Source organism: Burkholderia pseudomultivorans, assembly GCF_001718415.1.
GTDB lineage: Bacteria > Pseudomonadota > Gammaproteobacteria > Burkholderiales > Burkholderiaceae > Burkholderia > Burkholderia pseudomultivorans_A.
In genome coordinates this window covers 2,201,669-2,222,429 of record NZ_CP013378.1, presented here as the reverse complement: position 1 = coordinate 2,222,429, position 20,761 = coordinate 2,201,669, and the positions used below count along the sequence as shown (strand labels likewise).

Here is a 20,761-nt window from a genome sequence, read left to right as displayed (position 1 = left end):
GCGTCACTCCGTACACTGCAGGTGGATTTCCGACGAGGGCGCCCCGCCCGACAGGCTCGGCGCCGCCAGGTGCGCCGTCGATGCCAGCAGCAGGTTCGATCGACACATCATCCTGTTTGGAGACAGATCCATGAAAAAGACCCTGATCTTCGCCGCGCTGTCGGGCGCGTTCGTCGCGACCGCCCACGCGCAAAGCAGCGTCACGCTATACGGCCTGATCGACGCCGGCATCACCTACACGAACAACCAGGGCGGCCACAGTGCGTGGCAGGAAACGAGCGGCTCGATCAACGGCAGCCGCTGGGGCCTGCGCGGCACCGAGGATCTCGGCGGCGGCCTGAAGGCGATCTTCACGCTGGAAAACGGCTTCGGCATCAACAACGGCACGCTGAAGCAGAATGGCCGCGAATTCGGCCGGCAGGCCTTCGTCGGCCTCGCGCACGACAGCTTCGGCTCGCTGACGCTCGGCCGCCAGTACGACAGCGTCGTCGACTATCTCGGCCCGCTGTCGCTCACCGGCACGCAATACGGCGGCACCCAGTTCGCGCACCCGTTCGACAACGACAACCTGAACAATTCGTTCCGGATCAACAACGCGGTCAAGTACCAGAGCGCGAACTACGGCGGGCTCAAGTTCGGTGCGCTGTACGGCTTCTCGAACTCGAGCAATTTCTCGAACAACCGTGCGTACAGCGTCGGCGCGTCGTACAGCTTCATGGGCTTCAACGTCGCGGCCGCGTACATGCAGCTGAACAACAACATCAACGCGCTGTCGCAGGCGGCCAGCGACCCGGGCGCGGTGGCCGGCGACTGGACCTTCGCGGCCAGCCGGCAGCGCACCTGGGGCGCTGGCCTGAACTACGCGTTCGGCCCCGCGACGGCCGGCTTCGTGTTCACGCAGACGCGCCTGAACGATTCCGCCGCCATCAGTGCGGGACAGTCCGGCGTGTCGTCCGGCATTCCGCTGGCCGGCAGCACGCGCTTCAACAACTACGAAGTGAACGGCCGCTACGCACTGACGCCGGCGTTCTCGCTCGCAGGCTCCTATACGTACACGGACGGCCGCCTCGACGGCCAGAAGCCGAGCTGGCACCAGTTCAACCTGCAGGCCGACTATGCGCTGTCCAAGCGCACCGACGTCTATCTGCAGGGCGAGTATCAGCGCGTGCTGGCGGACGGCCTGCCGATCGGCGCGAACATCAACGGGCTCGGCACGGCGTCGTCGTCCAACAAGCAGATCGCGGTCACGGCCGGCATGCGCCATCGCTTCTGAGCGGACGGCACACCGGTCCGGCTGCCGCCGTGCAGCCCACGAAAAAAGCGCCCGGTCAGGGCGCTTTTTCCTTGCCCGCGACACTGGCGGCGCTCAGGCCTCGCCTGCCGCCGGATAGCGCACGTCGAGCACGTCGATCGGCTGCGGGCCGGCCGGCGTCATCAGCGTGACGGTATCGCCGATCCTCGCCTTGATCAGGGCGCGCGCGACCGGCGAGATCCAGCTCACGCAGCCGCGATCGAGGTCGACCTCGTCGATCCCGACGATCGTGATCGTGTGATCCTCGCCGTCGGGCGTCGCATAGTCGACGGTCGCGCCGAAGAACACCTGGTCGACATTCTCCTGCCGGCTCGCGTCGACGACCTCGGCAAGATCGAGCCGCTTGGTCAGGAAGCGGATGCGGCGATCGATCTCGCGCAGCCGCCGCTTGCCGTAGATGTAGTCGCCGTTCTCCGAACGGTCGCCGTTCGATGCGGCCCACGAAACGAGCCGCACGACTTCGGGTCGCTCGACGTCGATCAGGTTCAGCAGCTCGTCCCTGAGCCGCTTGTGCCCGGCCGGCGTGATGTAGTTCTTCGCGCCCGCCGGGATCGCCGGCTGGGCCTGGTCGAGATCGTCGTCGTCGCCGTCCGACTCTTTGACAAACGCCTTGTTCATGATGCAGATTCAACAATACGGGTAACGGATGCTTCAAGGGTACACGAAGGGCGCGCCCGCGAGGCCGCGTCGCCTATTTTGCGAATAAGGCTTCCCTTTTTATACAACCCTGCTATAATTTCGCTTCTGCGTGCGGCTGTAGCTCAGTTGGATAGAGTACTTGGCTACGAACCAAGGGGTCGTGGGTTCGAATCCTGCCAGCCGCGCCACCTTTTCGAGGGCCTTCCCAACCGAAGGCCCTTTCAGTTCGATGTAGTAGCGTTTTGCGTGCGGCTGTAGCTCAGTTGGATAGAGTACTTGGCTACGAACCAAGGGGTCGTGGGTTCGAATCCTGCCAGCCGCGCCACTTTTTGGGGGCCTTCCCATCGCAGAAGGTTCCGACAGTTGAAGTAGTACCGCTTTGCGTGCGGCTGTAGCTCAGTTGGATAGAGTACTTGGCTACGAACCAAGGGGTCGTGGGTTCGAATCCTGCCAGCCGCGCCACCTCAGAAGGGCCTTCCTCCGGGAAGGCCCTTTTTCTTTTCCGCGCCCTGCCCTGCGTGCATCTTCGCGCGCCCGCCGCGTGACGTAATCCCCGTCACGGCGCCATCAACAAAAACGGCGGCCCAAGGCCGCCGTCCGTCTCGCCGAGCGCGGAATGCGCGTCAGTAATCCTGCCGTTCGCGCTCGATGCGCATCCCGCCGTCGTGACGCGCATGCGCGCCGTCGTCGGTGGAGCGTTCGCGCATGATCCGCATCACGTCCGGGTTGGTCCGCACGCGCCGCATCACGTTCGCGAGGTGCACGCGGTCGCTGACCTGGATCACGAAGCGCAGCACTGTCGATTCGTGCGTCAGGTCCTCGTCCATCGCGATATGGACGATGTTTGCGTCGGCCGACGTGATGTCCGCCGCCACGCGCGCGAAGATGCCCTTCGCGTTCTTCACGAGCGCCTTCACCGCGACGTCGAACAGCCGGCCCGGCTGCGGCGCCCATTCGACGTCGATCCAGCGGCCCGGGTCGCGCCGATGGATGCGCTGGGCGACGCGGCAGTCGGTCGTGTGGATCGCCATCCCGAGACCGATGCCGATATAGCCCATGATCGCGTCGCCCGGAATCGGCCGGCAGCATGCGGACAATTGCACGGACATGCCTTCGGTGCCGGTGATCACGACCGGCGGCGCGTGCTGCGCCGCGTGCCGCTCGCCCTTCGGTAGATCGTCGTCCGCGTCGCGGCCGCTCATCAGCACCTCGATGCGCTTGGCCATCACCGCGGCGACGCGCCGGCCGAGGCCGATGTCGGCGAAGATTTCCTGGCGACTCTTGTTGCCCGTCCACTGCACGAGCTTTTCCCACACCTCGGGCCCGACGTCGGCCAGCGATAGGCCGTAGCCCTTCAGGCTCTGGTCGACGAGCCGCTCGCCGAGCTGCACCGACTCGTTCAGGCGCATCGTCTTCAGGTAGTGACGGATCGCCGAGCGCGCCTTGCCGGTGCGCACGAAGCCGAGCCACGCGGGGTTCGGCTTCGAATACGGTGCGGTGATCACCTCGACGATGTCGCCGCTCTTCAGCTCGGTGCGCAGCGGCAGCAGCTCGTTGTTGATCTTCACGGCCACGCACTGGTTGCCGAGATCGCTGTGGATCGAATACGCGAAATCGAGCGCGGTCGCGCCGCGCGGCAGCGCCATGATCTTCGATTTCGGCGTGAACACGTAGACCGCATCCGGGAACAGGTCGATCTTCACGTGCTCGAGGAATTCGCTCGAATCGCCGGCTTCGCTCTGGATGTCGAGCAGCGACTTCAGCCACTGGTGCGCGCGCTTCTGCACGTCGCTGAGATCCGCGCCGCCGTTCTTGTACAGCCAGTGCGCGGCCACGCCGGCCTCGGCAATCTCGTGCATCTTGCGCGTGCGCACCTGGAACTCGATCGGCGCGCCGAACGGGCCGACGAGCGTCGTGTGCAGCGACTGGTAGCCGTTGATCTTCGGGATCGCGATGTAATCCTTGAACTTGCCCGGCACCGGCTTGTACAGCGCATGCAGCGCGCCGATGCACGTATAGCAGTCGAGCGGATTCTCGACGACGACCCGAAAACCGTACACGTCGAGCACCTGCGAGAACGACAGCTGCTTGTCGCGCATTTTCCGGTAGACGCTGTAGATCGTCTTTTCGCGGCCGGTGATCTCGGCGCCGATCTTCGCGTCGCTCATCGCGCGCTGCGCGGCCTCGAGGATCTTGCTGATCACTTCGCGGCGATTGCCGCGTGCGGCCTTCACGGCCTTCTCGAGCGTCGCGTAGCGATGCGGGTTGAAGTTCGCGAAGCTCATGTCCTGCAGCTCGCGGTACGTATTGTTCAACCCGAGGCGGTGCGCGATCGGCGCGTAGATGTCGAGCGTCTCGCGGGCGACGCGCCGGCGCTTCTCGGTCGGCACCGCGCCGAGCGTGCGCATGTTGTGCAGGCGGTCGGCGAGCTTGACGAGGATGACGCGCACGTCGCGCGCCATCGCGAGCAGCATCTTGCGGAAGTTTTCCGCCTGCGCTTCCTCGCGGCTGCGGAATTCCATCTTGTCGAGCTTCGACAGCCCGTCGACCAGTTCGGCGACCTTCGGGCCGAACCGTTCGGCCAGCTCGCTCTTGGTCACGCCCTGGTCTTCCATCACGTCGTGCAGCAGCGCGGCCATGATCGCCTGCGCGTCGAGCTTCCAGCCGGCGCAGATTTCCGCGACGGCGACGGGATGAGTGATATAGGGTTCGCCGCTCTGGCGATATTGACCGAGGTGGGCTTCGTCGCTGAAATGGAACGCCGCCTTGACCTCTTTGATTTCTTCCGGAGGGAGATACTCGGCAAGCGCGGCGGTCAGTTTCGCGATCGAAACGACGCCGTGCTTGCGCGGCTGCTCCGGTGTGGCGGTCGGCCCGAACAGATGCCGGAAGGACTGTTCGAGGACCGCGTCGATGTACTGGCGCGCAGGCGACTGGGCCGTGGCTTCGGTGATCGAATCCGCGGAGGCGGACGATGGGGTGGTGCTCATATTCGCCTCCAGGTCGAGTCGTTGCGCGCGGGGGTTACATGGCTGGAACGGGCCGGATGCGCGTTACACCGGCACCTTCTTCAGCATCTCAACGCCCACCTGGCCGGCCGCGATCTCGCGCAGCGCGACGACGGTCGGCTTGTCGCGGCTCTCGATCTTCGGCGTATGGCCTTGCGCGAGCTGCCGCGCGCGATAGGTGGCGGCGAGCGCCAGTTCGAAGCGGTTCGGGATTTGCTTCAGGCAGTCTTCGACAGTAATGCGAGCCATGTTGGGTAATTCCTTCTGAATATAGTCCTTATTCTACCTTATGTCCCTCGTACCCCGCGTCATTCCGCGTGGGGCAGATGGATGCCCAGTTCGATGAACAGCTCCGTGTGTCGCGCGTACTGCGAAGCAAAGCGCAGGCGCGTGGCCGCGACGATGCATTCGAGCTCGGCCAGCGCACGATCGAAATTCTCGTTGATCACCACGTACTCCGCTTCCGAGGCGTGCGCGATCTCGCTGCCGGCGGCGAGCAGGCGGCGCGTGATCACGTTCGGCTCGTCCTGGCCGCGCTTCTTCAGGCGCTCCTCGAGCGCGTCGAGCGACGGCGGCAGGATGAAGATGCCGACCGCGTTGCGGAACTGCTTCTTCACCTGCAGCGCGCCCTGCCAGTCGATTTCGAGCAGCACGTCGTGGCCGTTCTTCATCTGCTCTTCGATCCACAGGCGCGACGTCCCGTAGTAGTTGCCGTGCACTTCGGCGCTCTCGAGGAATTCGTGCGCCGCATGACGCGCGCGGAAATCGTCGACGGTCGTGAAGTGGTAGTGCTGGCCATCCTGCTCGCCCGGACGCGGCTTGCGCGTCGTGTACGAGATCGACAGGCAGATGTCGCTGTCCTTCGACAGCAGCGCGTTCACGAGCGTCGACTTGCCGGCGCCCGACGGCGCGACCACCATGAACAGGTTGCCGGGATAGACTCCGCCGTGCAGCGAATGCGACGCGTGGCCGTCGCGGGTGGATTCGGTCATCTTGCTTTTACTCCAGGTTTTGCACTTGCTCGCGCATCTGCTCGATCAGCAGCTTGAGCGCCATCGACGCATCGGCGAGTTCCTTCGCCGCCGCCTTCGAGCCGAGCGTGTTCGCTTCGCGATTCAATTCCTGCATCATGAAGTCGAGACGCTTGCCGACGCGGCCGCCCTTCTCGATCACATGACGCGTTTCGTTCAGGTGCGCGGTGAGTCGCGACAGCTCTTCCGCGATATCGATCCGGATCCCGTACATCGTCACTTCCTGACGGATGCGCTCCGCGGCTTCCTCGCGCGAGACGATTGGCGCGCTGCCTTCGGGCGCCGCGATGCCAAGCGCTTCCTGCAGCCGCTCGACGATCTTCTGCTGGTGCTTCGCGATCAGCTCCGGCACGAGCGGCGTGATGCGCGCGACGATCGCCTCCATCTCGGCGACGTTCGACAGCAGCATCGTCGCGAGCTGCGCGCCTTCGCGCGAGCGCACCACGACGAGTTCGCCGATCGCTTCCTTGCCGCACGCGAGCACCGCGTCGCGGATCGCGTCGGCCGACACGCCGCTCTCGGCCAGCACGCCGGGCCAGCGCAGGATCTCGCCCGCGCGCAGGCGGCCGACGCCCGGGAACGCGTCGAGCACCGAGCGTTCCAGGTCGGCGAGCTGGCCGAGCGCGGTCTGGTTCAGCGCACCCGCGCCGATGCTCTGCTCGCCGCGCTGCAGGTTGATGCGCACGTCGACCTTGCCGCGCGACAGCTTGCTCATCAGCATCTCGCGCAGCGCGGATTCGCACGCGCGCACGTCGTCCGGCATGCGGAAATTCAGGTCGAGGAAGCGCGAATTCACGGTGCGCAGTTCGACCGATACGCTGGCGCCGCCATTGCCGGTGGCCGCCGCGAGTTCGCGCGTCGCGCTCGCGTAGCCCGTCATGCTATAGATCATGGTTCGTCTCGCCGTCTGGGTGCCCTTGCGGGCGGGATATGTCGAGGCGCCCGGCGCATCGCAAAGCGCGGGGCGGGAAGCGCGCATTATCCCATTTTTGCGGACCACCCCGCCGGGCGGCACCGCCGTTCGGCGCTAAAATCGGGGTTTCCTCCTTCTCCTAACGATTCGCTCATGACGTCCTCCTTTTCCCGCCCGAGCGGCCGCCGCGCCGACGCACTGCGCAAGGTCGCACTCACGCGCCACTACACGAAACACGCGGAAGGCTCCGTGCTGGTCGAATTCGGCGACACCAAGGTGATCTGCACGGCGAGCGTCGCCGAGCGCGTGCCCGAGTTCCTGCGCGAACGCGGGCAAGGCTGGCTGACCGCCGAATACGGGATGCTGCCGCGCGCGACGCATACGCGCAGCGACCGCGAGGCGGCGCGCGGCAAGCAGACCGGCCGCACGCAGGAAATTCAGCGCCTGATCGGCCGCGCGCTGCGCGCGGTGTTCGACCTGGAGGCGCTCGGGCCGCGCACGATCCATATCGACTGCGACGTGATCCAGGCCGACGGCGGCACGCGCACGGCCAGCATCACCGGCGCGTTCGTCGCCGCACACGACGCGGTGTCGAAGCTGATCGCGGCCGGCAAGCTCGAACGCTCGCCGATCGTCGATCACGTCGCCGCGATCTCGGTGGGCGTCTACGAAGGCACGCCCGTGCTCGATCTCGACTACGCGGAAGATTCGCGCTGCGATACCGACATGAACGTCGTGATGACGGGCGCCGGCGGCTTCGTCGAAGTCCAGGGCACGGCCGAAGGCGTACCGTTCTCGCGCGCCGAGATGAATGCGCTGCTCGATCTCGCGCAAAGCGGGATCGGCGAGCTCGTGCAACTGCAGAAGGACGTGCTGGGTGCCGCTCATGGCTGACGATCGCATCGCCGCGCCGCTGTCGCGCATCGTGCTCGCGTCGAACAACGCCGGCAAGCTGCGCGAGTTCAGCGCACTGTTCTCGACGGTCGGCATCGAGATCGTCCCGCAGGGCGATCTCGCGGTGCCGGAGGCCGACGAGCCGTTCCACACCTTCATCGAGAATGCGCTGACGAAAGCGCGCCACGCGTCGCGGCTCACCGGATTGCCGGCGATCGCCGACGATTCCGGTCTGTGCGTGCGCGCGCTGCGCGGCGCGCCGGGCGTCTATTCGGCGCGCTACGCGCAGCGCGCGGGCCGCGACAAAGGCGACGCGGCGAACAATGCGTATCTCGTCGAGCAGTTGCGCGACGTCGCCGACCGTCGTGCGTACTACTGCTGCGTGCTCGCGCTCGTGCGCCACGCGGACGATCCCGAGCCGCTGTTCGCCGAAGGCCGCTGGGACGGCGAAATCGTCGATGCGCCGCGCGGCGAACACGGCTTCGGCTACGACCCGTATTTCTACCTGCCGGCGCTCGGCGCGACGGCGGCCGAACTCGAGCCGGCCGTGAAGAACGCGCACAGCCATCGCGCGCGTGCGCTGAAGGCGCTGCTCGCGCGGCTTGAGGAGGAAGCGGCATGAGCACGCAACGCCGCCGCCCCGCTTGCGGCGGAACACTTCGGGAGGCTGCATGAGCCAGGCCGCCGAAACCGGCGCGCGCGTCGTCGCGACCTTCACGTCTCCCGGACAGGTGCGGCTCACGTCGCTGCCGCCGCTCGCGCTGTACGTGCATTTTCCGTGGTGCGTGCGCAAGTGCCCGTACTGCGATTTCAACTCGCACGAATGGAAGGGCGAACGGTTTCCCGAAACCGAGTATCTCGACGCGCTGCGCGCCGATCTCGAACAGGCGCTGCCGCTCGTCTGGGGACGCCAGGTGCATACGGTGTTCATCGGCGGCGGCACGCCGAGCCTGCTGTCGGCAGGCGGCCTCGACCGGCTGCTGTCGGACGTGCGCGCGCTGCTGCCGCTCGACGCCGATGCGGAGATCACGCTCGAAGCGAATCCGGGCACGTTCGAAGCCGCGAAGTTCGCGCAGTTCCGCGCAAGCGGCGTGAACCGGCTGTCGGTCGGCATCCAGAGTTTCAACGAAGCGCACCTGAAGGCGCTCGGCCGCATCCACGATACCGCGCAGGCGCGCGCGGCCGTCGAGATCGCCGCGAAGACGTTCGACAATTTCAACCTCGACCTGATGTTCGCGCTGCCGAACCAGACGCTCGACGAGTGCCGGGCCGATATCGAGACCGCGCTGTCGTTCGCGCCGCCGCATCTGTCGCTGTATCACCTGACGCTCGAGCCGAACACGATGTTCGCGAAATTCCCGCCTGCCGTGCCCGACGACGATGCGTCGGCCGACATGCAGGAATGGATACACGCGCGCACGGCGGAGGCCGGCTACGGTCGATACGAAGTGTCCGCGTACGCGAAGCCGAACCATCAGTGCAAGCACAACCTGAACTACTGGCGCTTCGGCGACTATCTCGGGATCGGCGCGGGCGCGCATACGAAGCTGTCGTTTCCGAACCGGATCCTGCGGCAGGCGCGCTACAAGCATCCGGCGACCTTCATCGAGCAGGCGATGGCCGGCACGCCGGTGCAGGAGGAGCGCGAGGTCGGCGCGCGCGATCTGCCGTTCGAGTTCATGCTGAACACGCTGCGGCTGGTCGAGGGCTTTCCCGTGCACAGCTTTGCCGAACGCACGGGCCTGCCGATCAGCACGATCGAACCGGCGCTGAAGGAAGCGGAACGACGCGGGCTGATCGCGCGCGATTTCGCGCAGATCGCGCCGACGCCGCTCGGCCAGCGCTTTCTCAACGATCTGCAGGAACTGTTCCTGCGTGACGATTGACGACAAATCGAGGCGGCATTTCGGTTACAATGCCGCCTCGTGTGGAAGCGTGGCCGAGCGGTTTAAGGCACCGGTCTTGAAAACCGGCGACGGGAAACTGTCCGTGAGTTCGAATCTCACCGCTTCCGCCAGCACTTGAATGAATACGGGCCGCAAGGCCCGTTTTTCGTTTCTGCGGGATGGTTGGCGGGGATGTGCAGCGTTGGCATGTTCCGGCTGAGGCGGGGGGAACGGGCTGCTGCACCGTCGGGAACTACAATCGCGACGCCAGGTCGTCACCTCGTCACGGAGTCAGGGGCGATTCATGCAACGCCTTGATCGGCGGCGCCTGATCGTCCGTGTCGACATAACGCATCCATCCTCCTGCACGCAACCTGGAGAACAGCGGCCAGCGCGACGCAAGCAGCAACACCGACAGGATCGGCGCAAAAAAATAGCGTTTTCTTCATCAGTGCGTGCGCCAGCCGACATCAGCCTGCATCGGATGCAGCATCGATGACGCTCGATGAGCGTGCCGGGAGCGCGTCGAAAATGTCCGCGCGCCCCGGCCCGAATGTCAGTCCGCGTCGCCGGCCCGCGCCAGCAAAACCGCACCGCAGGTCGTTGTGTGCCCTTCCAGCGCAACCGGCGCACCGAAGTCCAGGCTATCGGCGCACCCTTCCGCAATCTCGAATACGTGAGGTGCGCATATCGGGCAGGTCACCTTGTCGCCCTTGCGCGCAATGGGAATCTCCTCGCGCCCCCATGTCGAGGACGGGCTACCAGAAATCACGCGTCCGCCGTGGCTGGTCGCGTCACCGACCACAATTTGCGCTCTTCCGCCTACTGTTGCTCGCATCGCCTGCGCCTCGTCGTCATGGATTGGTGGACGATCCCTGCAAGGCCTTGATCGGTGGATCCTGATAGGCCGTATCGACCGTATAGCCTTGTGCTTTCAGCTCAGCCTCGGTGGCAAGTCGCTTCGCGTGGTACTTCTGCAGCTCTGCCGGAAGCAACGTCTTCCAGTTACGAATTTTGTCGGCGTTGCCCGGAAAGTACCCCAAGCCATAGAACGCATATTCGTTCTTTATATCCATAGTCAGGAGATAAGTCGTCTTGCCGACGAAACCTCCCATGTTGCTTTCCGTGAGTGATACATCGAGATAGACGCCATCTGCATAAAATACCCAATGTGGCATCTTTCTGATCGCGACCTTCCATTCGTCAATAGTCGGCGTGTAATCCGGATCCAGCGAGTAGACCGAATCAACGCGTAGACGATCCCACGCCTGCTTCCCGGTCAAGCGAGGATCACCTACATCAATACACCGAATCCAGCCTTTCGCTCGCAAATCTCGAAAGAGTTTCGCCATCCGAGCCATAGCGGCCTCATGCGTGTCAGCCTGCTCCGGACTCACCCCGAAATTTATGCTCCACTGGTAAATACCGCCCGGCACATCCGTATCGGCGGACCCTATCGCCGACAACACGTTGTCGATCATGAAGCTGTGTTTTCCATGCTCGAACTCGACCGTCCCAAGATTGCCTCTCATCCAGTCGTGCTGATAAAACCTCGCACCCGACGAGTGATTATCAACCGACGTTCCCGGCCCCTTGAGGTCGGAGTCTTTAGGGTCGCCAAACCGGACAAGTGTAGGTGATGAATTCATGCGATTGCCTTTATCAACGGTTACCTGGGAATTCCCGTCATGCATCGCAAAAACGATACCAGCGAGGAACACGCCAATAATCAGTGAAAAAAATGATATCTTTTTCATTTTCATTCTGGTCTATCACCCCAGCTTTTTATTTCAGTCAGGTGATTCATCATTACACCCCTTCGCACTCCCTGCATCAACCCGTGAAATTTCTTTGCCGCACCCATAATCCAGTCCATACGCTTCTGATAATCCTCCAGCACCAGCCGATCTGGCGCATCGGATCTAAACTCAATATTCTCGGTTTTATCGTCCGACGTAAGGACCAGTTGAAGATTGGGCACCAGGGCACGAATGACCGGTGACAGGGCAATGTCCGATCCATCAGACATGCCGCGCCCCATCGCATCCATCGAATTATTGATCGCCGTATCATCGGACGTCGCCAGCGCACCACGTTGAATCTTTAACCATTTGGCGAACTTTGGATCATCGTAGATCAAGCCCTGCAGCACTTCACCTTGTTCGTGCTGGGCAATTGAAATTAAGTGCGCAAAGGCAATAGCAGGTTTCTTTTTATCTTCACAACCTTCCCATTCCTTGACTTGCGCAAATCCGTCAATAATGATCTGCGTGCACTTGAGATATCCCAGCTTGTCCTTCTTTTTGCCAGTCTCGCCATCGATCTCATAGGGAATCTTGTCGATCGAATCGGCATACGCTAACTGCCGTGTAAAGTTCGTCGCGACCTGCGCGACAAAATTACGGCTATCGCGCGCATGCACGCATTTGTCGAACGTGTCGGACCCGGCCGCATACGCATAGAACCATGCCAGCACGTCGTTGAAGAGCCAGAGATTGCCCCGCCCCAGTCCGGCGCGCAACTCGGTCCAGCGTCCGGCGTATCGCACCTGCCAGAGCGCCAATGTAGCGGCAACCTGCTTGGACGCGAACGCACCCAGCGCCAGCCAGTAGAATCGGCCGATCTTGCTCTTGTCCCCCAGGTGAAATTCTTCGAGGAATACGCGTGCATATGCAGCAGCGATGCGTCGCGCCCGGACCTCCGGATCGCTGACAAACGTCGGAGCCTGCTTCTCGAGCTGTGCCCCCGACACGTGCGCTTCGCCTTCGCGATAGTCGGGCATGTGATCGTGCGTGCGCGCGTTCGTTACGATCTGCCGCATCGAGAACTGCTGAGCAAGCGACCAGATAATGTTGCAATTGCACTGCGCGTCCACGCAGGTGTTCGGATCGGGATCGGTCGTTCCCGTCACTTTCAGATTGTCAGTGTCTGCCAAAACCGTGTACTCCTGATCGGGTGCCAGTAATCCGTCACGCGCGGGACGTGTCGGGTGCCGCAGCGAATTCGTCCCAGTGAAGCTGGAACTCTGCGGGCTCCGGTTCAGCCGTATTCAAAGCGGGGGAGCGCCCCAGGCTGTCCGTGCTGAAGATATGCCCGCCGGATTGCGTGGTCATCCGGTAATCCACACCGGGCAACGGCTTGCCGGTCGGTGACAGCACGCGGAACCTCTGGTCGTTCGCCTGAACGTCGGGCAGCCCGTTCGCGTTCACCCCCATCGGCTTCGGCGGCAGGTTCTTCGCTTGAGCGTTGACCTCGTACACTCCGCCGCCCACCGTGATCTTCCCGGGCTTCAGGCTGATATAACTGTCGCCGCCGTGAAGCATCACCTCTTCGGTCGCCTTGATCGTGATCCGGTTCGCGGTCTGCGTAATCTCGAGCTTCGCCAGCAGGTTGAGGTTCTTCTGCAACGCCTTGAGATCGATGTCGCCCGCATACGAAACCATCCGAATACCGAGCTTGTACGCAAAAAGACGGATCGCGTTGCGCGCGGAAGCCAACAGGCTGCTGCCGCTGCTCACGCTGACATGTCCGCCGCCCGTCAGCGCCGTATGCTCCGCGCTGGCCAGATGGATGCTGCCCGCTGTTGTCGCTTCGATCCCGGCCGGCGACGCGATGACCAGATGCGGTTTCGACAGCTCCGGATAATCTCCGCCGCCCTGCCCCGAGATTTCATCGCCCTGTTTGCGCAGTGCATTGACCACCTCAGGCTGATCCTGCCCGTCCTGCGCCTGCGCCTGGATCGCGGCCCTGGCGAGCGTGTCATGTAACTCGCGCGCCTGCGCGAGGCGCTGCACCGTCTCGCCCATGTCCTTCGCCGGGGCCGTTGCGCCGGCGCGCGTCTCCGTCGTCACCAGCATTCCCTGGTTCGCGCGCAGCACGCCCCAGGAGTCGGTCGCCAGCTCCCATCCGGTCCCGCGCCCCGTACCACGCCCCGCATGTCCGTCGATGCGCGTGTTGTAGCCGACCACGAGGCGTGACTGCGCATGATCGCTCGATACCTGCACCTGGAGCTTGCCCGGCGTATCGTCGGCCACGATCTGATTCGCCTGCGCACCGCCGAGGTCGCGCGAGCGCAGGCCCGACAGCGCCTCGTTGTCGGGCAGCTTCCACTGCACGAAGTTGGTGCCATTGGTAACTCGCCCGGTGATGACGGGGCGGTCCGGACATCCATCGAGGAACGACACGATGACTTCGTCGCCGATCCGCGGCAGGTGGATCATCCCGAACCCCCGCCCGCCCCACGGTTGGCTGACGCGCATCCAGCATGAACTGCGCTCGTCGCGCTCGCCGATCCGGTCCCAGTGAAATTGCACCTTGACCCGGCCCAGCTCGTCGGTATGGACCTCGCGACCTTGCGCGCCGACCACGGTTGCGGTCTGCATCTGCATGACGGGCTTGTCGTGCTCGAACGGACTGCGATACGGCACGGATTTGCGCTGCGCCTCGATCTCGGTCAGGAAGAACCCCTCGGAACCGTCGTGATGAGACGCACGGAATACTGACATGTCCTCGGCATGGTCGGCTATCGCGTCGCTCAACCGGCGCCGCAGGCTGTGTGCGAAATTCGCGTGGTGGCTCGAGCCCGGGATGTTGTTCTCGATCAGCCACACCACTTCGATGACGGCAAACTGCCGCCGCTCGCTGGAGTCGCGTTCGTGCTCCGGGTGTCCGACGAGTTCGAACGACCGTCCCGCATCCACCGCGCGCAGCCCTCCGATACCATAGAACCGCTTCGCCCGCGACTCCCACTCCTCCATGCGTACCTTGGTCAGATGATCGCCACGCTCCTGCTTCAGATACGTATAAGGGCCGGTGTACTCGTATACCTCCAGTTGCTCCGGCAATTCGTGCGACACCGTCGGCATGTGGGTGCCCTTCGGGTTTGCCAGTGGCGACGGATGCTTGTAGTCGAAGGTACGTGTCGTGAGCGCGGCGCTATGCAGGCTTCGACAATCGGACCATTGCACCAGCGCATCGACCTCGCGGTGCATGCCGTAACGGGAAAATCGCACGGCCCCGGCAGCGAGCGGCTCGCAGACATCCAGGCCGTCCGCGACGGTAAGCGTGTGGGACTTGCCGTCGTCGGCCTGCTTCCATATGCCGAACAGCCCTTCTTCTTCCATCAATCGATGGACGAAGTTCCAATCGTCCTCGTATTGCGTGCAATACGATCTGGCCGGCAGCGGCTTCGACAGCGCGAAGTCAAATCGGCCTTTCGCCTGCGGATGCGCATTCAATACGTCCCGGAGAATTTCGTCGACCGGCTTGTCCTGCCAGATGCGCTGGTCGCGGCGAAACTTCAGGAAATGCATCCAGGACGCAAAGCCGATCTGGTAGCTGGTCAGGCCGCCTTCCGATCCGAGCCGCCGCACCGTATGGACATGGCCGTGACGGGGCAGATAAGACCCGTTACCCTGCTGGATCCAGAGCGTCACGGGCTGTCCGACCAGGCTTTTCAGCTTGAGGTCGCTGCGCGTCGACAGAACGTCTAGCGTAAATTCGAAATGCCGTCCGATCCGGGAACGGCCCATCGCCCGTTGCGGCAACAATACATTGGGGCCAAGCGGCGTATCGAGCTTCAGCAGGCGGTCCTGCTGGATCAGCCCCCCCTGAATCGCCCTCATGATGTCCTGCGCACTCATTCCAATCCTTTTTATTGCTTTTTCACCATCCGCTTTTTTCACCAGGATGACTGGCGCTCTCAGCGCGCGATTCTAGCAATCAAATCGCCGACCGGCACGCGTCACGCCACTGCCCGCTGCCCCACCTCCCGACGCATCGCGCCAGATGCCGCTACAATCCCGCGCTCCGATTCGCGAAACGGGAAACCACGTCATGAAGTCCCTCATCGTCTCGTCGCTCGCCGTCATGCTGGCCGCCGCGAGCCTGCATGCAGTTGCGGATACCTCGACCGACAGCGACGCGCAGGCGTCGTCGTGCGCAATCGCGTACGTGACGGGCGTCGGCGGTTCGCCGCGCGGCCTGCGCGAGTACCTGGCGAGCCCGACACCGTACAACTACCTGAAAGAGAACGATCTCCAGTGCAAGGTCTCCGACGACGGACGCGCGTCGAACTGCACCGGCGTCACCTACCTGCGGAAGCAGCAGGTCAGCGTGTACGACGATTCCGATCCGGCAACGCTGACCGTCGTCGCGCCTGTCGAGCTCGATCACGGTCAGACTTACCCGGTGATCATCGTCGTGCAGCGAAAGGATGCGCGCTGCAAGCAGTAACGCGCCGCACGCGAGGCCGCGCCGTCAGTCGATACGGAACGAGCGCGCCGGCCGCACCTTGCGCGGCATCTGACCTGCGTGCGCTGGCGGCCCGCCGTCGTCTGCGTGCGGCCTATCCTCCCCCTTCGGCCGGTTGAGCAGCAGCACCAGCGATACTGCGCCGGCGACGCAATAGAGCGCCGCCACGACCTCCCCGACGCGCAGGTATCCGTCCATGCCGCGAACCGTCGCGGCGAGCAGCGGCGGAACCACGGCGCCCAGCGGAAAAGCGATTGCGTTCATCGCCAGCACAGGCCGCGTCAGGATCGTCCAGAACCGGCTCGGCGTCCGCTCGCTCCATGCGAATCGAAACAGCAGGTAGAGCAGCGCACCGATGCTGTACACAAAAGAGCCGTACACCAAAAATACGAGTATCTCCATTTCCCTGGCTCGCTCTCGAGGAATGATGTGGACCCGGCCGCACGCGGCGACGTGCCACCGAATCGGGGTACGGGTCGCCGTCCAGCCGGTGCGATTTCGGGAAGCCGGTTCGCCGCAAGCGCTGCCGCCCCTGCGCGGATAGTCCGACATGGTACGCGCCTGCCGCGCGGCTGCGTGCCCCCGCCGAACGCGCCGCCATCGCCTAGAATTCGGATCAGTACGGCGACACGACCGCCGCCGCGTACTCGATGCCGTGCACGCCATCCCTGTGCGCGACACATGGAGACCGCCATGACCGAACTGTCGACCCCGACCGACCACGTCGAATACGAAGGCTTCGAGATCCATGTCGTGCCGGTCGCTGCGACCGGCGACGCCACGCGCTACACCTACACCGGCTACGTATGCCACCCGGGCGTAAATCCCGCGCTGCCCGGCCATGCGGTGCCGTTTCATGCGGACGGCGAAGAAAGCTTCGCGAGCGTCGACGAAGCCGTGCACGAGGCGGTGCATATCGGCAAGAGCATCATCGACGGCACGCATCCCGATCTGTCGGTGCTCTCGCTCGTCACGCACGGGTACTGAGCCTCCCAGTCGCGCGCGGCATCCGCACGCAACGGCTTTCAGTTTTGCAACAGGTGCTGCATCGCGCGACGATCGGTGCGAGCTTCACCCGCAATCGGAAACGGGGCATCGCGTCGATGCCGGGACGTCCGCGCGACGTGCCGCGCAGCGAATCCGCGACGCGCCCCTTCGTCACATGTCATGTCATCACGCGACGCGCCGACATCATTAACCGCGAACACCCTTCGCGCCGCGCGTTATGCGTTTCTCCCGATATCGCATCGCGTGTGCGCGTCTATCATTTTTCTATCGTCACCGCGGTTGTCCTGTCATGCGCCCCCTACTCCGTTCGACCACCGCGTCTGCGCTCGCCGCCGTCGCCCTGCTTGCCGCCTGCACCATCACGCCACCGCCTTCCCGCACCGTCCTGACGATTCCGTCGGCCGTGCGCAGCGCGAATCTCGACCAGTACCGCATCGAGGTCGCGCGACGCGTCGCCGAGCGCAATCCGTCCGGTCTGCTGCGCGGCACGCCGCAGGCGATGCTGCGTTCGCTCGTCGTCGTGGCCTTCACCGTCGATCGCGGCGGCCGCCTCGTCAACGCGTCCGTCTATCGCAGCAACGGCGACAGCGAAGCCGAAGCGCTCGCGCTGGCGTCGCTGCGGCGCTCGGCGCCGCTGCCGGCGCCGCCGTCGCGCCTGCTCGACGGCAACGGTCAGCTCGAGATGATGGAAGGCTGGCTCTTCAACGACGACGGGCACTTTCAGTTGCAGAGCACCGCGTCGGCGCAGGCGCAATCGATCGACTGAACCTCCGTCGCCCGCGATTGCCGGTGCACGGCGGCGCTCGCTATAATTTTCCGATTCCGCGCGGCCACCCCGCGCGCGTGCTCGCGCGCCGCATCCGGCATGCGAGCCGACCACGCCGGTATCGGGCGGCGGCGACCTACCCGTCTCCATCGTCGACCGGCGGACGACGTCCGCGCCACGCCGCGCGCCCACGCCGCCACCGCATGATCCGCTCCGTACTGTCCGGCACGCATCCGCCGGCCCGGACGCGCGCACTGCCACCGCCCCAAACGACAAAACGGAGACATCCATGTCCGCATCCCCACCGGCCGTTGCACACGCAACCGGTTCGGCCGGCACCATCAGCCACAAGCGCATCGTGTTCGCGAGCTTCATCGGCACCGCGATCGAGTTCTACGATTTCTATGTATATGCAACCGCAGCCGCGCTCGTCATCGGCCCGGTGTTCTTCCCGCACGGCTCGGCGACTGCGCAGGCGCTGTCCGCGTTCGTCACGTTCGGCATCGCGTTCATCGCGCGGCCGATCGGCTCGTTCCTGTTCGGCCACTTCGGCGACCGCATCGGCCGCAAGTCGACGCTCGTCGCGTCGCTGCTCGTGATGGGTCTGTCGACCACCGCGATCGGCCTCGTGCCCGGCTACGACACGATCGGCACGCTTGCGCCGGTGCTGCTGTGCGTGCTGCGCTTCGGCCAGGGCATCGGCCTCGGCGGCGAATGGGGCGGCGCGGCGCTGCTCGCGACCGAGCACGCGCCGCAAGGCAAGCGCGGCTGGTTCGGGATGTTCCCGCAGCTCGGCCCGTCGGTCGGCTTCCTGATGTCCAACGGGCTGTTCTTCGCGCTCGCGCTGTCGCTGTCCGACGCGCAATTCCGCAGCTGGGGCTGGCGCATTCCGTTCCTCGTCAGCGCGGTGCTGGTCGCGCTCGGCCTCTACGTGCGACTGAAGATCACCGAGACGCCCGCCTTCCAGGCCGCGCTCGATCGCGACGAACGCGTGCGCGTGCCGGTCGCGACGCTGATCACGCAGCACTGGCGGCCGACCCTGCTCGGCGCGCTGGCGATGGTCGTCTGCTACACGCTGTTCTACATCTCGACGGTGTTCTCGCTGTCGTACGGCGTGTCGGCGCTGCATATTCCGCGCCAGAGCTTCCTCGGGCTGCTGTGTCTGGCCGTCGTGTTCATGGGGCTCGCGACGCCGCTGTCGGCATGGGCGTCCGATCGCTTCGGCCGCAAGCCGGTGCTCGTCATCGGTGCGATCGTCGCGCTGCTGTCGGGCTTCACGATGGAACCGCTGCTCGGCAGCGGCTCGATGCCGCTCGTCGCGCTGTTCCTGACGCTCGAGCTGTTCCTGATGGGCGTGACCTTCGCGCCGATGGGCGCGCTGCTGCCGGAGCTGTTCCCGACCAACGTCCGCTACACGGGCGCGGGTGTCGCGTACAACCTCGGCGGGATTCTCGGCGCGTCGATCGCGCCGTACATCGCGCAGTTGCTGGCCGCGCGCGGCGGGCTGTCGTGGGTCGGCGGCTATGTGTCGGTGGCCGCGGCGATCAGCCTGATCGGCGTGCTGCTGATGCGCGAGACGCGCGACACGTCGCTGGTCTGACGCTCCGGGACGACCCGGGTTGTGCGGCGGCGGCCCCTGCCTATACTCGATCCCGAGGGCGCGATCAGCGCCCCGGGATCCGTCCCCTGAAGGAGCCGCCGTCATGAACATCCGTCTCGGCAATGCCGATCTCGTCCTGATCCTGGCGCTCGCACTGGGCGGCGCATTGCTGCTCGCACTGCGCTTCCGCCCGCGAACCTGGCGCGGCGTCGTGTTCGAGGCCCTGCTCGCCAATGTCGCGGCGATCGTCGCGGTGGTGACCGTCGAGGCGCTGCTCGCGTAACGTCCGCCGCCGTCTGTCGGGCCGTCAGGCCGTCAGACCATCAGGCCGTCAGGCGCGCGCGCAATGCGCCGTAGGCGGGGCCGACCGCGTCGATCGCGTCCAGCGCGTCGGCCACGGACGGCATCGCGCCCGGCTCGCCGATCGACAGCGCATGAGGCGCCCCGCCGATCCCGCAGTGGTGGCGCGACGTCGCAACGAAAATCATCACGGTCGGCCGCCGCAGCGCATGCGCCATGTGCACGAACCCGGTATCGACGCCCACCACCAGCGCGGCCCGGCCGATCGTCGCGCCGAGGGCGCGCACCGACATCGCCGGCAGCACGACCGCGCCGGGCGCCCGCGCGGCGATTTCCTGCGCATCGTCGTGCTCGGCAGCGGAACCCCACGGCACCAGCACGCGCAGGCCGCGCGCCATCATCTGCACCGCGAGCGCGGCCCAGCGATCGGCGGGCCATTTCTTGTCGGGATTCGACGTCGCATGGAACAGCAGCATGAACGGTGCGCCGTCGGTCACGGCGGCCGGCAAGGGCGCTTCCTGCGGCGGCACCACCCCGTACACGGCGGGGCCTTCCGGCACATAGCCGAGCGCCTCGCCCGCGCTCACGCGCATCCCGTGCCAGGCGTCGCAGTCGGGACGCGGGCCGAAGCGGTGCGAATAGGCGAAGCGCGCGCCGCGCTCGCCGAGATCCTGCGTCTGGTAGCCGACGCGGCGCGCGGCGCGCGCCAGCGCCGAGATGATCGCGCTCTTGTACACGCCGTGCAGGTCGATGACCGCGTCGTAGCGATGCGCGCGCAGCGCGCCGATCGACGCCGAAATCGCCTTCAGGTCGCCGGCGCTGCGCCGCTTCTTGAACTGGCGCAGCGGCGCGCACAGCACCGCGCTGACGCCCGGATGCCAGCGCACCACTTCCGCGCACGACTCGTCCACGGCCCAGTCGACCGTCACGCCGGGAAAGGCGCGATGGAGATCGTCGACGACGGGCAGCGTCTGGACGACATCGCCCAGCGACGTCACTTTCACGATGAGGATGCGTTTCACGTTTGCGGGGATATGCGTGGCCATTCGGCATGCTAACGAGGCTGGCCGCGCAGTGGCATTACGCCCTAATTACATTTGCAACAAAGTGCGTCGCGTTTGTGAAAGATTGTTGAACGCATCGCAAACCCGG

Annotated in this window: 20 protein-coding genes and 4 tRNA genes; 13 read left to right on the top strand and 11 right to left on the bottom strand. The window is 64.9% G+C overall.

Translation table 11 applies throughout. From position 1 onward, the window contains the following. Positions 1 to 130: 130 nt before the first annotated feature. A complete protein-coding gene (locus WS57_RS22605) occupies positions 131 to 1,273 on the top strand; it encodes a porin (RefSeq protein WP_059517981.1) in 1,143 nt (380 codons plus the stop codon). Positions 1,274 to 1,366: 93 nt separating this feature from the next. On the opposite strand, the gene greB is transcribed toward WS57_RS22605, so the two are convergent. After that, complete coding sequence (greB, locus tag WS57_RS22600; protein ID WP_009690986.1) at positions 1,367 to 1,930, bottom strand: transcription elongation factor GreB; 564 nt, start codon at positions 1,928 to 1,930, stop codon at positions 1,367 to 1,369. A 132-nt stretch (positions 1,931 to 2,062) separates the two neighbouring features. On the opposite strand from greB, the gene WS57_RS22595 reads away from it, so the two are divergent. The 3 genes from WS57_RS22595 (at position 2,063) to WS57_RS22585 (ending at position 2,413) form a co-directional block, all read left to right on the top strand. Beyond that, positions 2,063 to 2,139: transfer RNA gene (locus WS57_RS22595), tRNA-Arg, on the top strand. Between the two features lie 60 nt (positions 2,140 to 2,199). Continuing rightward, a tRNA-Arg gene (locus WS57_RS22590) sits at positions 2,200 to 2,276 on the top strand. A gap of 60 nt (positions 2,277 to 2,336) precedes the next feature. Continuing rightward, positions 2,337 to 2,413 (top strand) — tRNA-Arg (locus tag WS57_RS22585). Between the two features lie 161 nt (positions 2,414 to 2,574). Here the strand turns inward: WS57_RS22585 and WS57_RS22580 are convergent. From WS57_RS22580 to WS57_RS22565, 4 genes are all read right to left on the bottom strand, one after another. Next, positions 2,575 to 4,941, bottom strand: a complete 2,367-nt coding sequence (locus WS57_RS22580) for a RelA/SpoT family protein (protein WP_069244877.1) — start codon at positions 4,939 to 4,941, stop codon at positions 2,575 to 2,577. Between the two features lie 63 nt (positions 4,942 to 5,004). Next, a complete protein-coding gene (gene rpoZ, locus WS57_RS22575; RefSeq protein ID WP_006025620.1) occupies positions 5,005 to 5,208 on the bottom strand; it encodes a DNA-directed RNA polymerase subunit omega in 204 nt (67 codons plus the stop codon). A gap of 59 nt (positions 5,209 to 5,267) precedes the next feature. Then, the gene (gene gmk, locus WS57_RS22570) at positions 5,268 to 5,951 is read right to left on the bottom strand and encodes a guanylate kinase (RefSeq protein ID WP_040126861.1); all 684 of its coding nucleotides are present in this window, start codon (positions 5,949 to 5,951) and stop codon (positions 5,268 to 5,270) included. 7 nt (positions 5,952 to 5,958) lie between these two features. Beyond that, complete coding sequence (locus tag WS57_RS22565) at positions 5,959 to 6,882, bottom strand: YicC/YloC family endoribonuclease (RefSeq protein WP_069244876.1); 924 nt, start codon at positions 6,880 to 6,882, stop codon at positions 5,959 to 5,961. 174 nt (positions 6,883 to 7,056) lie between these two features. Here WS57_RS22565 and rph point away from each other — a divergent pair, with 174 nt between their 5' ends. The 4 genes from rph to WS57_RS22545 all read left to right on the top strand — a co-directional run bounded on the left by rph (position 7,057) and on the right by WS57_RS22545 (position 9,814). Next, positions 7,057 to 7,797 carry a ribonuclease PH gene (gene rph / locus WS57_RS22560; RefSeq protein WP_009690981.1) on the top strand — a complete coding sequence of 247 codons (741 nt, stop codon included), beginning with the start codon at positions 7,057 to 7,059 and terminating at the stop codon, positions 7,795 to 7,797. Further along, positions 7,790 to 8,419: an RdgB/HAM1 family non-canonical purine NTP pyrophosphatase gene (gene rdgB / locus WS57_RS22555; RefSeq protein WP_009690980.1), complete on the top strand. Its 630-nt coding sequence runs from the start codon at positions 7,790 to 7,792 to the stop codon at positions 8,417 to 8,419. The genes rph and rdgB overlap by 8 nt, the downstream gene beginning before the upstream one ends. Positions 8,420 to 8,468: 49 nt before the next feature. After that, a complete protein-coding gene (gene hemW, locus WS57_RS22550) occupies positions 8,469 to 9,683 on the top strand; it encodes a radical SAM family heme chaperone HemW (RefSeq protein WP_009690979.1) in 1,215 nt (404 codons plus the stop codon). A 43-nt stretch (positions 9,684 to 9,726) separates the two neighbouring features. Further along, positions 9,727 to 9,814 (top strand) — tRNA-Ser (locus tag WS57_RS22545). Between the two features lie 425 nt (positions 9,815 to 10,239). Here the strand turns inward: WS57_RS22545 and WS57_RS36085 are convergent. Genes WS57_RS36085 through WS57_RS22530 form a run of 4 tightly spaced genes read right to left on the bottom strand, consistent with a single transcriptional unit; the run spans position 10,240 to position 15,325 of the window. Next, the gene (locus WS57_RS36085; protein WP_081055932.1) at positions 10,240 to 10,521 is read right to left on the bottom strand and encodes a PAAR domain-containing protein; all 282 of its coding nucleotides are present in this window, start codon (positions 10,519 to 10,521) and stop codon (positions 10,240 to 10,242) included. Between the two features lie 16 nt (positions 10,522 to 10,537). Then, positions 10,538 to 11,440, bottom strand: coding sequence for a hypothetical protein (locus tag WS57_RS22540; RefSeq protein ID WP_059602585.1), 903 nt, complete (start codon positions 11,438 to 11,440; stop codon positions 10,538 to 10,540). Positions 11,441 to 11,442: 2 nt separating this feature from the next. Further along, complete coding sequence (locus WS57_RS22535; RefSeq protein ID WP_059517988.1) at positions 11,443 to 12,618, bottom strand: DUF2515 family protein; 1,176 nt, start codon at positions 12,616 to 12,618, stop codon at positions 11,443 to 11,445. Positions 12,619 to 12,652: 34 nt separating this feature from the next. Then, the gene (locus tag WS57_RS22530) at positions 12,653 to 15,325 is read right to left on the bottom strand and encodes a type VI secretion system Vgr family protein (protein WP_069244875.1); all 2,673 of its coding nucleotides are present in this window, start codon (positions 15,323 to 15,325) and stop codon (positions 12,653 to 12,655) included. 193 nt (positions 15,326 to 15,518) lie between these two features. Between WS57_RS22530 and WS57_RS22525 the strand changes: the two genes are divergently transcribed. Next, positions 15,519 to 15,917 (top strand): hypothetical protein, encoded by a 399-nt coding sequence (locus WS57_RS22525; RefSeq protein ID WP_009690974.1) that lies wholly within the window; start codon positions 15,519 to 15,521, stop codon positions 15,915 to 15,917. A 24-nt stretch (positions 15,918 to 15,941) separates the two neighbouring features. Here WS57_RS22525 and WS57_RS22520 read toward each other — a convergent pair whose 3' ends face one another. After that, positions 15,942 to 16,337, bottom strand: a complete 396-nt coding sequence (locus WS57_RS22520) for a hypothetical protein (RefSeq protein ID WP_009690973.1) — start codon at positions 16,335 to 16,337, stop codon at positions 15,942 to 15,944. A gap of 291 nt (positions 16,338 to 16,628) precedes the next feature. On the opposite strand from WS57_RS22520, the gene WS57_RS22515 reads away from it, so the two are divergent. From WS57_RS22515 to WS57_RS22500, 4 genes are all read left to right on the top strand, one after another. Then, on the top strand, positions 16,629 to 16,922 hold the full coding sequence (locus WS57_RS22515) for a hypothetical protein (RefSeq protein ID WP_009690972.1): 294 nt from the start codon (positions 16,629 to 16,631) through the stop codon (positions 16,920 to 16,922). A gap of 310 nt (positions 16,923 to 17,232) precedes the next feature. After that, positions 17,233 to 17,709 carry an energy transducer TonB family protein gene (locus WS57_RS22510; RefSeq protein WP_194795877.1) on the top strand — a complete coding sequence of 159 codons (477 nt, stop codon included), beginning with the start codon at positions 17,233 to 17,235 and terminating at the stop codon, positions 17,707 to 17,709. Between the two features lie 289 nt (positions 17,710 to 17,998). After that, on the top strand, positions 17,999 to 19,309 hold the full coding sequence (locus WS57_RS22505; RefSeq protein ID WP_040126856.1) for an MFS transporter: 1,311 nt from the start codon (positions 17,999 to 18,001) through the stop codon (positions 19,307 to 19,309). 103 nt (positions 19,310 to 19,412) lie between these two features. Further along, positions 19,413 to 19,592, top strand: a complete 180-nt coding sequence (locus tag WS57_RS22500; protein WP_009690968.1) for a hypothetical protein — start codon at positions 19,413 to 19,415, stop codon at positions 19,590 to 19,592. 40 nt (positions 19,593 to 19,632) lie between these two features. On the opposite strand, the gene waaC is transcribed toward WS57_RS22500, so the two are convergent. After that, positions 19,633 to 20,631 carry a lipopolysaccharide heptosyltransferase I gene (gene waaC, locus WS57_RS22495; protein WP_009690967.1) on the bottom strand — a complete coding sequence of 333 codons (999 nt, stop codon included), beginning with the start codon at positions 20,629 to 20,631 and terminating at the stop codon, positions 19,633 to 19,635. Between the last annotated feature and the right edge of the window lie 130 nt (positions 20,632 to 20,761).

Bases quoted from the DNA above. Each gene is read 5' to 3' on its own strand.
- WS57_RS22505 (WP_040126856.1), top strand. From the start codon at position 17,999: ATGTCCGCATCCCCACCGGCCGTTGCACACGCAACCGGTTCGGCCGGC.
- WS57_RS22510 (WP_194795877.1), top strand. From the start codon at position 17,233: ATGCGCCCCCTACTCCGTTCGACCACCGCGTCTGCGCTCGCCGCCGTC.
- WS57_RS22525 (WP_009690974.1), top strand. From the start codon at position 15,519: ATGAAGTCCCTCATCGTCTCGTCGCTCGCCGTCATGCTGGCCGCCGCG.
- WS57_RS22515 (WP_009690972.1), top strand. From the start codon at position 16,629: ATGACCGAACTGTCGACCCCGACCGACCACGTCGAATACGAAGGCTTC.
- hemW (WP_009690979.1), top strand. From the start codon at position 8,469: ATGAGCCAGGCCGCCGAAACCGGCGCGCGCGTCGTCGCGACCTTCACG.
- WS57_RS22500 (WP_009690968.1), top strand. From the start codon at position 19,413: ATGAACATCCGTCTCGGCAATGCCGATCTCGTCCTGATCCTGGCGCTC.
- WS57_RS36085 (WP_081055932.1), bottom strand. From the start codon at position 10,521: ATGCGAGCAACAGTAGGCGGAAGAGCGCAAATTGTGGTCGGTGACGCG.
- rph (WP_009690981.1), top strand. From the start codon at position 7,057: ATGACGTCCTCCTTTTCCCGCCCGAGCGGCCGCCGCGCCGACGCACTG.
- WS57_RS22540 (WP_059602585.1), bottom strand. From the start codon at position 11,440: ATGAAAAAGATATCATTTTTTTCACTGATTATTGGCGTGTTCCTCGCT.
- WS57_RS22565 (WP_069244876.1), bottom strand. From the start codon at position 6,882: ATGATCTATAGCATGACGGGCTACGCGAGCGCGACGCGCGAACTCGCG.
- rpoZ (WP_006025620.1), bottom strand. From the start codon at position 5,208: ATGGCTCGCATTACTGTCGAAGACTGCCTGAAGCAAATCCCGAACCGC.
- greB (WP_009690986.1), bottom strand. From the start codon at position 1,930: ATGAACAAGGCGTTTGTCAAAGAGTCGGACGGCGACGACGACGATCTC.
- gmk (WP_040126861.1), bottom strand. From the start codon at position 5,951: ATGACCGAATCCACCCGCGACGGCCACGCGTCGCATTCGCTGCACGGC.
- WS57_RS22605 (WP_059517981.1), top strand. From the start codon at position 131: ATGAAAAAGACCCTGATCTTCGCCGCGCTGTCGGGCGCGTTCGTCGCG.
- WS57_RS22580 (WP_069244877.1), bottom strand. From the start codon at position 4,941: ATGAGCACCACCCCATCGTCCGCCTCCGCGGATTCGATCACCGAAGCC.
- WS57_RS22530 (WP_069244875.1), bottom strand. From the start codon at position 15,325: ATGAGTGCGCAGGACATCATGAGGGCGATTCAGGGGGGGCTGATCCAG.
- rdgB (WP_009690980.1), top strand. From the start codon at position 7,790: ATGGCTGACGATCGCATCGCCGCGCCGCTGTCGCGCATCGTGCTCGCG.
- WS57_RS22520 (WP_009690973.1), bottom strand. From the start codon at position 16,337: ATGGAGATACTCGTATTTTTGGTGTACGGCTCTTTTGTGTACAGCATC.